The sequence below is a fragment of the Gelidibacter salicanalis genome (assembly GCF_007997285.1).
Lineage (GTDB): Bacteria > Bacteroidota > Bacteroidia > Flavobacteriales > Flavobacteriaceae > Gelidibacter > Gelidibacter salicanalis.
Map to the genome: position 1 here is coordinate 156,949 of NZ_VORX01000002.1, position 13,178 is coordinate 170,126.

Here is a 13,178-nt window from a genome sequence, read left to right on the forward strand (position 1 = left end):
AAGATGAAAAAATACATTTATATATTTTTAGCTGTAGTCGCTTTCACAGCTTGTGAAAGTGAACTTGAGTTGGAGAGTCCGAGTCAATTGACAGCACAAGGTTTCTGGGATACTGAAGAGGGAGCCAAAACCGCGCATACAGGATTGTATGCCAACCTAAGGTCATCAGCAGGTACGCTTTGGTTGTTAGGAGAAATGAGAAGTGATATCTGGGGAGGCCGTACATTTGAATCGCCATCCAATGAGAATTTGATTGAAAATAATATTACAATTGCCACAGCACCTTTTGGAGGTTGGGCAGGATTGTATACTCGAATTCATAGAGTTAATGATTTCTTATTAAATGCACCAAACGTTTCTTTTCTGGATGAAACTGAAAAAGAACACTTAATGGGTCAGGCCTACGGTTTGAGAGCATTATATTACTATACCTTACTTAAAACTTGGGGTGGTGTACCAATCATTCTAGAGCCATTATCAGAAGTCAATCCTGAAGGTATAAGCAGAGCAAGATCCTCTGAAGCTGAAGTGATGGCCTTGATTAAGTCCGATATTGCAGCCTCTTTAAATTCTTTCGGTACGGATAATAGCTACTGGGTGGGAAGTAAAAACTTCTGGTCAAAAGCGGCAACATTAACTTTAAAAGGTGATGTGTTTATCTGGTCTGGCAATTTGATGGGCGGTGGAAATGCTGATTTTACAGAAGCTAAATCGGCGTTAGAGCAAGTAGCAGCATTAGGGGTGAGTTTAGAACCCAATTTTAACAACCTTTGGGGTGTAGATAATGAAGATAATAATGAGTTTATTTTTGCTATTCAATACAAGCAAGATGAAGCGGAAACCTTTTACAACAGTTTAACGGGAAGAAGCACGGAAATTAACCCTCAGTTTAATGATGATGGTGGTTCTATGAGCGATTTTGTTATTGCCGGAGCAAACAGATATGGGCCTTCTGAAGAGACCTTGTTATTGTTAGATGACAATAAAGACAGCAGAAAAGATGCGACATTTATTAGATTGTATAAGGATAGCAATGGTGGTCTAGGGTATCCAACCTATACGGAGCCAAAATATTTTGGAGCTATTTATAATAAATTTTTAGGTAAGGTTGTGGGGTCTGAACGGATCTTTGAAAACGACGTACCCGTGTATAGATATGCAGATGTGGTCTTAATGTTAGCAGAAGCTAAAAACTTGTTAGGTGAAGATCCATCGGCAGAAATTAACCAAATTCGTGAAAGAGCTTACGGGACAGACTATAACCAAGCCGTCAACGGATATGTTAATGGCTCACAAACAGCTAACGCCAATGCGATTTTAAATGAGCGTTACAAAGAGTTTATTGGTGAAGGTAAAAGGTGGTGGGATTTAAGACGTGCTGGCAACAGCTTCGTTATTGATAACATCAGCTTTTTAAATCCAGGTGATGAGTTTAAATTACTGCTGCCTATCACGAATGACATGATTGGAAGAAACCCATTATTGGAACAGACCCCAGGATATACAAATTAGTATTTAATATTTTTTGAGTTAGCAGGAAAGGAGAGTTATGTTTAAAATCTTAACTCTCTTTTTATTAGTGAAACCCAAAACATAAAAGCGAAGCGCATTATGTTTTGTTGGTTGAACTAATCCCGCTTTTTAGCGGGATCTTGAACCCATGTCTACCGACAGGCAGGCAAAACACAAAAGCGAAGCGCGTTGTGTTTTGCTGGTTGTTCCGATAGCTATCGGGATAATCCCGCTTTTAGCGAAATTTTAGTAAATTTTGCCTAAAGCATTTATTAGTTTAGCAAACGTAAAAATAACCCAAAGCGATTGATTAAAAATAATGAAAATAAAAAATTTAATAGCAGCAACATACGCTCCCATGCACCAAGATGGTTCATTAAATACAAGTATTATTGGGGAGTATAGTAATTTCTTAATACGAAATAAAATCTCAGGAGTGTTCATGAACGGTTCTACGGGAGATTTCACATCTTTAACAAGCAATGAAAGAAAGGAGATAACAACGGCATGGTCAGAACATAAATCTGCTGATTTATATTTAATTGATCACGTAGGTGATTCTAGTTTGAAGGTCGCTAAAGACTTAGCCACGCATGCGGCAGATAAAGTTGATGCCATCGCAGTTTTAGCACCATTCTATTTCAGGTTAAACACCGTTGAGAAATTGATGCATTATTGCAAGGAGATAGCGGCATGTGCACCAAATTTGCCATTTTATTACTACCACATTCCTGTGTTGAGCGGCGCTAATTTAAATATGCTCGATTTTTTAAAAATAGCATCTAAGGAAATCCCGAATTTGGCAGGAATCAAGTTTACAAACAATAATCTTATTGACTACTTGCATTGTAAAAACTTTGAAGGTGGCAAATACAATATCCTTTTTGGTTTTGATGAAATTTTTCTATCAAGTTTGCCATTAGGCGCAGATGGTTGGGTAGGTAGTACTTATAATCATATGGCGCCACTATATTACACTATTAAAACCTTATTTGAAGAAGGTAAAATGACTGAAGCTGCAGCATTGCAAACTAAAGCGATTCGATTTGTGGAAATTTTAGATGGTTATGGCGGATTTAACGGTGTGGCTAAAGGGTATATGAAAACCTTTGGATTGGATTTCGGACCAAGCAGATTTCCACATGCTACCGTGTCAGACGACGTTTACACGGAGATTAAAGCTGAACTGGAAAACATCGGATTGTTAACGCTCTTAAGCAAGTAGTTTTAAGTGACGATTTTGAGTGAAACCAAGTTTTAAAGTGCATTTTAAACTTGGTTTCTTTTTTACCAACCCCGGAAGACGATAATGGATGATATAGATAGTCGGATGCGGGAAAAAAGATGAAACCAAGCCCTGACCTACATTTGTGAAGGTTATTGCGTAATGAATTACTATAAATTCTAAAAAACTAGTATTTATGAACAACCATTGGATGGATAAGTATCTTTTAGTTTTATGCTTGTTCTTTTTTTTAGGAGTTAAGGCCACTGAAGTTCCTTTAGACTCCATTCGTAAAACAACAGTTTTCAGTGCTGGAGATGATGAGATTGACTCCTATCGTATTCCTACGCTTACGACTAGCAAGACAGGAACTTTACTCCTTTTTGCCGAAGCTCGTAAAGTAAGCTCTACTGATAAAACCCCTACAGATATAGCTTTAAAGAGAAGTGAAGACAACGGCAAAAGTTGGTCCAAAATTCAACTCTTAACTAACAGCGGTGTGGATGCCTTTATGGATCCTGTGGCGTTGGTGGATAAGGTGACCGGAAGGATATTTCTTTTTACAACCTTATGGCCTTCAGAGGATCATAGCAAATTGAAAAACACGGCGTGGGTAATTATTTCCGATGACGATGGTTTAACTTGGAGTGCGCCTCGCGACATCACTAAAGAAATCGTTGCGCCTAATCATTACATCGGCGGATTTGGTCCAGGAGCAGGCCTTCAAATGCAAGGGAGTCGGTTTGAAAATAGGCTGATAGTGCCAACTAGACAAACTGATGGTAAAATCTCTAATAACAGGACAGTATATAGTGACGATCATGGAGAAACATGGCGCATTGGATCTAGCGCTCCAGATGGTGGTGAGTACCAAATAGCGGAATCGCCTTATAATATTTTGAGATACAATCTTAGAGCAGGTAAAGGTAAGCGAACAGTGTCCAAAAGTGAAGATGGTGGAGTTTCATGGAGTATTAGTCATATTGATTTTCGTTTACAATCGTCAGTTGATTATGGTGGCTGTCAAGGCAGTATGTTAGGAATAGATGCAATGCTTTTTTATGTAGGGCCAGCTGGGGGATTAGGTGGTGTCGATAATGAAGATCGTCAAAATCTGTTTATTTATCGTAGTTTGAATGGCGGTGAAACTTGGAAAGATGATCATTTATTATACGATAAATCAGCTGGATATAGCAGTATTACACAATTATTGGATGGGCGTCTTGCAATTGTCTTTGAGACTTCAGATACTAATGGTTTTCCAAAGATGACTCCCGGCAACCGCCCACCTGGGTGGATGCGTCTAGATGTTATTGTCTTGCCTAAGGACATAATTAATAAGGAGGTTTGGTTCAAACAGTAGTAACACTCTAACCATTATTGTTTTCAAAGTCTTTTATAATCGTACGATGGAAACTGAAATATGTGGATCTGGCTTCCATCACTTTTATTTTAATCATAGCGTACAAAAATATGAACCTCGGTAAAAATATGTTTTGTTGAGAATGAAATTCAATGATCAATTTAGAATTAGTGATCTATAGCTAAATTGATATTATTTTAGAATTTCAAGGTCAATAAAAATTACAAATAAGAACTGCCCCAAAAATTGAATTACGAGATTTAATTTCGTTGCATATAAATAAATATATTATTATGATACTTGACAAAATTGAAAACGCACACCTCTATCAAGGCATTAGCAAAGGGATTGATACGGCGTTAACCTATATAAAATCTACAAATTTTAGTGAACTGCCTGTAGGAAAGCACGAGATAGAAGACGATGCTGTTTTTGCTATTTTTAAGGCTTATCAAACTAAAGAAATTGCGGATCAATTGATGGAGTCACATCTTAAATATATTGATGTGCAATATGTAGTAGAGGGCGTGGAGCACATGGGGGTTACAACACGCACACATCAAGAGCCTAAAATAACATATAATGAGGAAGATGATTATATGCTGTTTGAAGAAGCTTATGATATCATTACGGTAAAAGAAGGCATGTTTGCCATCTTTTTCCCTGATGATATTCATATGCCAGAAATTACAATCGGCAATTCGTCAGATGTGAAAAAAGTAGTAATTAAGGTTAAAATTCAGAATTCTTAAGTACTCTTTCAAAATGCGGCTCTAAATGTAGGGCTAAGCCTTTTCTGAACTTCTTAATATCATTGGCCTGTAAATAATTTAACAGGTCACGATGTGTTATAAATTTTTTGGAATATTTATATGTTTTAGCATCTAATAATTTATAGTCATGGACATACTTAAATACTGGCAATAAAATATGTTGCACGCGTTTTAAGGTATTATTTCCAGACATTTCATATAATTTCCCATGAAACGCCACTTCATTTTGTAAACTAAATACATGAGCTTCCGGTTGGTTTTTTTCCATCCGTTCGACAATCTCTGTGAGTTCCACCAAATCAGCATCTGTCTTTCTTGCAAAGACCAAATCAACCATTCCCATTTCTAAAATCAGTCTAAGTTCAAAGATATCTTTTAAGGCGCGATCGCCTAATAAATTGGTTTCTATGACTTTTTCAAAATTCTTGATGAGATCCGGCTGGGAAAGCACCATGCCCTTATGCTTTTTTGAATCGATAATTCCAATGGTGCGGAGCCTTGTTAAAGCCTCTCTAATTACCGTTCTACTCACGCCAAGCGTTTCTGCAAACTCCATTTCTTTAGGTATCGAATCGCCAACTTTAAGATTATTATTCTTAATGTATTCTGTAATACTAATTTCTACCTTGTCAACTAAGGTTAAATTAGTTAAGGGTTTAAGAGCAATGCGATCCTTCATGATAATTTTAATTTGTGCAAATGTAGTTTATATATCTAAATTTGCTAAATTTGTATTATGTAATACATATTACACAAATATAATATTTTTTTAGACATTTAGTCACAACTTTTAATTTTCAATATCTATTCTGTTATGCAGCAGTCCGTTCTATACAAAAACACGCTTTTAAATGATATTATTCCTTTTTGGGAAAACAATTCGATTGACACGGAATGCGGGGGTTATTTTACCTGTTTAGACAAAAGCGGGAAGGTCTATGATACAGATAAATTTATGTGGTTGCAAGGCCGTCAAGCATGGACGTTTGCTATGCTTTACAATACTGTGGAAAAGAATGAAAAGTGGTTAGCCTTGGCGAAACACGGCATAGATTTTATTATTAAGCATGGTATGGATAGCGATGGTAATTTCTACTTTTCAACAACGCGAGAAGGGAACCCACTAGTGCAACCTTACAACATTTTTTCAGATTGTTTTGCCGCCATGGCATTTAGCCAATACGCAATCGCATCAGGAGATGATGAGATTAAACAACTCGCCAAACAAACCTACCTCAATATCCTCAAAAAGAAAGATAATCCTAAAGGGAGCTATGAGAAATCAACTGGTGAACGCCCTTTAAAAAGTTTTTCTTTACCGATGATTCTGTCCAATCTTGTCTTGGAGTTGGAAGGGGTTTTGGACGCAGAAGAAGTTGATAAAACTATTGATTTTAGTATTAACGAAGTCATGAACGTCTTTTTGGATAAAGATTCTGGGCTAATTTATGAGTTTGTAAAGCTTGACGGGACCCATGAAGATAGTTATAATGGACGCCTTCTCAATCCTGGCCACGGTATTGAAGCCATGTGGTTTATGATTGATATCGGGGTGAGACGCCAAGATAATCAGCTCATCGAGAAAGCTGCAGATACCATTGTACGCATTTTAGAATATAGTTGGGATAAAGAGCACGGCGGTATTTTATATTTTATGGATGCCCTCGGTAAGCCGCCACAGCAATTGGAGTGGGATCAGAAGTTATGGTGGGTACACTTGGAAGCTTTAGTAGCATTAGCCAAGGCATATGAACAAACAGGAAGGCCAGAGTTGAAAGAATGGTATGACAAAGTTCATGACTATGCATGGGGTCATTTTTCTGATCCTGATAATGGCGAATGGTACGGCTATCTTAATCGGCAGGGAGAAGTATTGCTAGAGTTGAAAGGTGGTAAATGGAAAGGCTGTTTCCATGTGCCTCGAGCAATGTATCAATGTTGGAAATCCTTTGAAAAAATAGAACAAAAAATAAATACTAATGGCTAAAATAATAAGACCCTATATTTTGGCGGAGTCCAATTGGAAGGCTGTTAAAGACACCAATTACACTGTAGCTATTTTGCCTTGGGGTGCAACCGAAGCGCATAACTACCATCTGCCGTATGCCACTGATAATTTTCAAGCAGAATATGTCACGATTGCCGCTGCAGAACAGGCTTGGCGTAAAGGCGCAAAAGTAGTCGTACTGCCTACTGTCCCTTTTGGTGTCAACACAGGTCAGATGGATATTACAATGTGCCTTAATATGAGTCCTAGCACGCAATATGCTGTGTTAAGAGATCTTGTCGAGGTGTTGGATGAGCAAAACATCCAAAAATTAGTTATTGTTAACGGTCACGGTGGCAATCATTTCAAACAAATGATTAGAGAGTTAAGTTTGGAGTTTCCAGAAGTATTTGTCTGTGCTCTCAATTGGTATCAAGCTGCTGATCCTAAGAATTATTTTAATGAACCAGGAGATCATGCTGGCGAATTGGAAACCTCGGCCATGTTGCATATAGCGCCGCATTTGGTCTTGCCATTGGAGGAAGCAGGTAGTGGCAGCGCAAAACAATTTAAAATTAAAGGCCTAAAAGAAGGTTGGGTGAGCTCACAGCGCCAATGGACCCAAGTCAGTGAAGACACAGGTGTTGGAAACCCCATACTTGCTACCGCAAAAAAAGGGAAAGCATATTTAGATCTAGTCGTTCAAAATATAGCCGAATTTCTTGAAGAATTGCATCATGCAGATGTCAACAATATGTACGAATAAATATTTTAAAACTCTATAATCATGAGAAAACTAATTGCCTTATTAATTCCAATGTTTCTTTTTAATTGCGGTGTGAAAACCCAAAATACGGCCACTACAGATGGTGCACCCGTGTTTCAAGATTTGTTCAACACATCAATGACTGAAGGTGTAGAGTGTTATCGTATTCCAGCAATTATCACCGCTCCAAATGGCGACGTTATTGCAGCAATTGATGAACGTGTGCCTGGCTGTGGCGACTTAAAATGGAGTAAGGATATCAACATTATTGTGAGACGTAGTGCTGATAATGGGAAAACTTGGTCTGCTATTGAAATGGCTGTAGATTTTCCGTATGGTCAATCGGCATCTGACCCGTCGCTAATTGTGGATCACGTAACTAATGACATATTTATGTTTTATAATTATATGAATTTAGATACGGAAAAGGACATCTATTATTTACATTATGTAAAAAGTTCCGACAATGGTAAAACATGGAGTAAACCCGTAGATATTACCTCGCAAATAGCGAAGCCCGAATGGCACAAAGATTTCAAATTTATTACCTCAGGACGGGGGATTCAAACCCGATCTGGCAAATTACTCCACACAATGGTGAATTTAAACAGCGGATTGCATGTGTTTGGAAGTGATGATCACGGGAAAACTTGGTATTTTATTGATACGCCAATTCAGCCTGCTGATGAGTCTAAAATCATAGAGCTTGTTGATGGTACGTTGATGATTAACGCTCGTGTTAATAAAGAAGGATTACGTTATGTACATACGTCAAAAGATGAAGGCAAGTCCTGGACAACAGTGGCTGCACCTGAATTGATTGATCCAGGTTGTAATGCCAGTATCATTAGGTATACCGCAATTGAAGATGGTTATAAAAAAAACAGACTTCTTTTTTCTAATGCCAAATCGGCAAAAGGTCGTGTAAATATGACGGTTCGTATTAGTTATGATGAAGGAAAAACGTGGTCAGAAGGGAAAACAATTTATGAGGGACCTTCAGCATATTCAGATATGACTATTCTTGAAAATGGCGATATTGGATTGTTCTTTGAGCAAGATGAATATACCAAGAATCCGTTTGTGAGTTTTTCACTAAATTGGTTGACTGATGGTGCAGATACCTACCAAAAACCTAATAAAAAATAACCTATTACCTTAAGCGATAAAAATTAATGAGCAAACTCAGTAGCCAATTACTAATGCTCAAAGGATTCCTGTGGATCTTCATATTTCTCGGACTCGGAGAATTAATCAATTACGCTCTTGATATTCCTATACCTGGAAACATCTTAGGCATGCTCTTAATTTTTATCGCTTTAAAATTAAACATCATTCAACTTAAAACTTTAAAACCAGCTTCAGACCTATTGTTGAAGTATATGGTTTTATTTTTTGTGCCTTATGGTGTAGGACTCATGTCTTATTATGATTTTATTGAATCGTATTGGGTCATCCTATCCGTTGCTGCTGTGTTTACCACGCTAATCACCTTATATATCACGGCTATTATTCAGCAGAAAATGGAGCGTCATGATTGAGCTTTATAAATTTTCAATATTTGGTATTGTCCTAACGCTCATCGCCTTTTTTGGTGCTTTAGCTCTAAGAGAAAAATTGAAATTTGTTCTTTTTAATCCTGTCCTGATTGCTAGTGCAGCTATTATTTTGGTCTTAGTACTGTCTGATATTAGTTTCGCTGATTATAATAAAGGCGGGAAGTATTTAAGCTTCTTTTTGAGTCCAGCAATAGTGGCACTTGGTGTGTTGTTTTTTGAGAAGTATAAGGTTATAAAACATAATATGTATCCGTTTATTATGGCGGTTTGCAGTGGTGGTATCATAAGTATCCTGTGTGTGTCTATATTAACAATTATAATGAATGCGCCTGAAGTGATTATTAAGTCTATAGTTCCATTATCCGTTACGACACCTATCGCCATTGAAATAACGAAAATGACCTATGGTATTCCGTCTATTACAGCCGGTGTAGTGATTGCCGTAGGGATTTTCGGAAATGCCATCGGACCTGGTTTCTTAAAATTTGTTGGTATTAAAAGCAAAACGGCCATAGGCACTGCTTTAGGGACCGCAGCGCACGGTATTGGGACTGCCCGAGCTATAGAAATTGGCCCCTTGCCTGGCGCTTATAGCGGATTGGCCATGTGTGTCAACGGGGTTTTGACCACGCTAATGGCACCGCATGTGGTGGTATGGATTATAAGCTATGTTTCTAGTAGTTAGTAAAAATATAATAAATAGTATAATGAAAGCTACATCAAAAAGTATTCACATAGTGTTTATTGCATTGTTATTCTCCTTGTCAATGATCTCCCAAACAGTTAAAGTGGCCTGTGTAGGTGATAGTGTTACCTACGGTAGCGGTATTGATAACCGAGAAGAATACTCATATCCGCAGCAACTGCAACAGTTATTAGGAGCTGCATATGAGGTGGAAAATTTTGGATATCCAGGAGCAACCATGTTAAAAAATGGCCATAAACCCTATTGGAACACTCCAGAATTTAAGAGCTCTCAGGAATTTAATCCTGACATTGTGATTATTCATTTAGGTTTGAATGATCAAGGCAATAACAATTGGCCAAATTACAAAGGCGAATTTGAACGGGACTATTTGGATATGATTGCGGAATATAAAAAACTGCCATCTAAACCGAAAATTTTCATTTGTAAAATGACCCCAACATTTTCGGGGCACCATTGGTTTGAAGAAGGCATGCGAGAAAGCTTTCAAGAGATTCAATCTAAAATAGAGAGCATCGCCAAAAAAGCAAATGTTGAATTTATCAATCTGCATGAACCTTTATACAGATTCCCTGAATACTTCCCTGATAATTTACACCCAACAAACGAGGGTGCGCAAATAATTTCAGATAAAGTATACAGTGCAATTACTGGTAATTATGGCGGACTAAAATTGCCAATCCTCTATGGCGAAAATATGGTTTTGCAACGGGATGAAACGATCAAATTTAATGGAACGGCCAATTTTAAGGATACTATTACGGTTCATTTTAATGATGAAATCAAAAAAGTAAAGGCTGATGCTCACGGCCTTTGGAAGGTTGAATTTCCGCCTTTGCCTGCAAGTGGGCCTTATCCGTTAAAATTTGCCACAGCTTCTAAGACTGTAAATATCCAAAAAGTATATGTCGGTGAAGTTTGGCTAGCGTCCGGTCAGTCCAATATGGGTTGGAAAGTCCGTGATACGGAAAGCGCTACAACCGTTTTAAAGGATTCCACCAACCCCAATGTGTTTTTGTTTTCCATGACGGATAAAATATTGTCTGGTGTAAAATTCACTGAAGAGCAACTTCAAAAAGCAAATGCCAATGCTTATTTCGAAAATTTTGGATGGTCAGCTGCAAACTCAGAAAATCTTGAAAACTTTTCAGCAGTGGCTTATGCTTTTGCTTATAATCTTCAGAAAAAACTAAAAGTTCCCGTGGGCATTATTAACAATGCTATCGGAGGGTCGCCCATTCAAAGTTGGATCAGTAGAGAATCTATGGAGAAAACCCATGAAACCGTTAATTTATTAAATGATACCCGCTTAAATCCGTTGGTGGATACATGGGTTGCGGGGCGCATTGAATTAAATATGCAAGATCAGCCTAAGTCTAAAATAAAAGCCAGACATCCGTACCAGCCTACAATGTTATTTGATGCCGGAATTATGCCGATTAGAGATTATACTATCAAAGGTGTTATATGGTATCAAGGGGAATCCAATGCCGAGCATGTGACATTACATTCCAACTTATTTAAAATGTTAGTAACCGATTGGCGCAATCATTTCAACAATCAAGAATTACCATTTTATTACGTGCAGTTGAGCAGTATAAATCGGCCCAATTGGGGAGAATTTAGAGATTCGCAACGCCGATTATTGGCTATTCCATATACCGGAATGGCAGTCAGTATGGATGTTGGGCATGAAACGGATGTGCATCCAAAAAAGAAATGGATTGTTGGAGAGCGCCTTTCTAAAATAGCGCTTCATAAAACTTATACTATGGAGATCCCTTCCTCTGGTCCATTATTAGACTACATCAACGTCAACAAGAATAGGTTGGAAATTCATTTTAAACACGGACAAGGTTTAAAAACTATAGGAAGTGCTAAAGTGAATGATATTTATATTGCAGGGGCGGACAAAAAATTTGTTTCCGCACAATCCAAGATCCGGAATGATATCTTGTACGTTTGGTCTCCAGAAATTGAAAATCCCCGCTTTGTAAATTATGGATATACCTCTTTTTCTGATGGGAATTTAGTTAATAGCGCGGGCTTACCAGCTTCCACGTTTTCAAATAATACCAATTAAACACTATTTATAACTATGAAAATAAAGTTTCTTTTAATCGTTTTAGTATTTGGTTTCGCTACCAAAAGTATCGCACAAAAATTTGAAAATTTAGCGCCAACACCGCCCATGGGTTGGAATAGCTGGAACAGTTTTGAATGTGAAGGAGTAAATGAAACCGTTATTAAAGAAATGGCTGATGCCATGGTTGAAAAAGGACTTAGGGCAGCTGGTTACGAATATATTGTTATTGACGATTGTTGGCAAATAGGTCGTGATGACAACGGTTATATCATTGTTGATAAGGATAAATTTCCATCAGGAATTAAAAGTTTGGCTGATTATGTTCATTCCAAAGGTTTAAAATTTGGGATCTATTCTGATGCGGGCACAAAAACCTGTGCAGGGCGTCCTGGAAGTAAAGGATTTGAAATGCAAGATGCAGAAACCTATGCCAAATGGGGGGTTGATTATTTAAAATACGATTGGTGCTTTACGGAAGGTCAAGAGGCCATAGCATCATATACTCTTATGAGAGATGCGCTATATAAAGCCGGCAGGCCTATTGTTTTTAGTTTGTGTGAATGGGGAGAAAACAAACCATGGGAATGGGGTAAAGAAGTTGGTCATTTATGGCGTACTACTTTAGATATAGATATGAATGGTCGCTATGATGGCAATATTTGGGGCAATTTGATAGGATGGTCAGACTTGGTGGATATGCAAGTTGGCTTGGAAAAATATGCAGGTCCTGGGCATTGGAATGATCCGGATATGTTGGCTGTTGGCAACAATGACATGCCAGAAAATGAAGCGAGAGCACATTTTAGCATGTGGAGTATGTTGGCAGCGCCGTTAATGGCTGGTAATGATTTACGAACAATGAATGCAACGGATCAGCATATTTTAACTCATAAAGGCTTATTAGAGGTTAATCAGGATGTGTTAGGAAAACAAGGATTTAAAATTGTCGATCTTGGGAATTTTGAAATTTGGCAAAAACCGCTTTCTAATGGCGACGTTGCCATTTGCTTCTTTAATCGAGACATCGCTACTAAAACCTATGAAGTAGATTGGACCAAAATCAATATAAAAGATTTTTCAGCAGAGGACGTATACCAAATTAAAGATTTGTGGGCAGATAAAATGATGGGCAATACGGGCGAAAAAATCGCAATTGAAGTACCATCACGTGACGTGATTGTCTACCGATTATCAAAATAAA

Annotated in this window: 12 protein-coding genes; 11 read left to right on the forward strand and 1 reads right to left on the reverse strand. The window is 37.8% G+C overall.

Annotation, left to right across the window (positions count from 1 at the left end; translation table 11 throughout):
- Positions 1-3 precede the first annotated feature (3 nt).
- The 4 genes from ES711_RS03955 to ES711_RS03970 all read left to right on the forward strand — a co-directional run bounded on the left by ES711_RS03955 (position 4) and on the right by ES711_RS03970 (position 4,852).
- Positions 4-1,512: a RagB/SusD family nutrient uptake outer membrane protein gene (locus ES711_RS03955; protein WP_146890316.1), complete on the forward strand. Its 1,509-nt coding sequence runs from the start codon at positions 4-6 to the stop codon at positions 1,510-1,512.
- Between the two features lie 319 nt (positions 1,513-1,831).
- Positions 1,832-2,737, forward strand: a complete 906-nt coding sequence (locus ES711_RS03960) for a dihydrodipicolinate synthase family protein (RefSeq protein ID WP_146890319.1) — start codon at positions 1,832-1,834, stop codon at positions 2,735-2,737.
- A 196-nt stretch (positions 2,738-2,933) separates the two neighbouring features.
- Positions 2,934-4,100, forward strand: coding sequence for a sialidase family protein (locus ES711_RS03965; RefSeq protein WP_146890322.1), 1,167 nt, complete (start codon positions 2,934-2,936; stop codon positions 4,098-4,100).
- A gap of 293 nt (positions 4,101-4,393) precedes the next feature.
- Entirely contained in the window at positions 4,394-4,852 is a 459-nt protein-coding gene (locus ES711_RS03970; protein WP_146890325.1) for a YhcH/YjgK/YiaL family protein, read from the forward strand.
- Here the strand turns inward: ES711_RS03970 and ES711_RS03975 are convergent.
- On the reverse strand, positions 4,833-5,552 hold the full coding sequence (locus tag ES711_RS03975) for a FadR/GntR family transcriptional regulator (protein WP_146890327.1): 720 nt from the start codon (positions 5,550-5,552) through the stop codon (positions 4,833-4,835). The genes ES711_RS03970 and ES711_RS03975 overlap by 20 nt on opposite strands.
- A 135-nt stretch (positions 5,553-5,687) precedes the next feature.
- Here ES711_RS03975 and ES711_RS03980 point away from each other — a divergent pair, with 135 nt between their 5' ends.
- Genes ES711_RS03980 through ES711_RS04010 form a run of 7 tightly spaced genes read left to right on the forward strand, consistent with a single transcriptional unit; the run spans position 5,688 to position 13,177 of the window.
- Positions 5,688-6,860: an AGE family epimerase/isomerase gene (locus ES711_RS03980; protein WP_146890330.1), complete on the forward strand. Its 1,173-nt coding sequence runs from the start codon at positions 5,688-5,690 to the stop codon at positions 6,858-6,860.
- Positions 6,853-7,626, forward strand: coding sequence for a creatininase family protein (locus ES711_RS03985; protein WP_146890332.1), 774 nt, complete (start codon positions 6,853-6,855; stop codon positions 7,624-7,626). Before ES711_RS03980 ends, ES711_RS03985 begins: the two co-directional genes overlap by 8 nt.
- Positions 7,627-7,647: 21 nt before the next feature.
- Positions 7,648-8,775 (forward strand): sialidase family protein, encoded by a 1,128-nt coding sequence (locus ES711_RS03990; RefSeq protein WP_146890335.1) that lies wholly within the window; start codon positions 7,648-7,650, stop codon positions 8,773-8,775.
- 26 nt (positions 8,776-8,801) lie between these two features.
- Positions 8,802-9,167 (forward strand): CidA/LrgA family protein, encoded by a 366-nt coding sequence (locus ES711_RS03995; protein WP_246139113.1) that lies wholly within the window; start codon positions 8,802-8,804, stop codon positions 9,165-9,167.
- Positions 9,160-9,870, forward strand: coding sequence for an LrgB family protein (locus ES711_RS04000; protein ID WP_146890338.1), 711 nt, complete (start codon positions 9,160-9,162; stop codon positions 9,868-9,870). Before ES711_RS03995 ends, ES711_RS04000 begins: the two co-directional genes overlap by 8 nt.
- A 22-nt stretch (positions 9,871-9,892) precedes the next feature.
- Positions 9,893-11,974, forward strand: coding sequence for a GDSL-type esterase/lipase family protein (locus ES711_RS04005; RefSeq protein WP_170245234.1), 2,082 nt, complete (start codon positions 9,893-9,895; stop codon positions 11,972-11,974).
- Positions 11,975-11,989: 15 nt separating this feature from the next.
- The gene (locus ES711_RS04010; protein ID WP_146890342.1) at positions 11,990-13,177 is read left to right on the forward strand and encodes a glycoside hydrolase family 27 protein; all 1,188 of its coding nucleotides are present in this window, start codon (positions 11,990-11,992) and stop codon (positions 13,175-13,177) included.
- Position 13,178 lies beyond the last annotated feature (1 nt).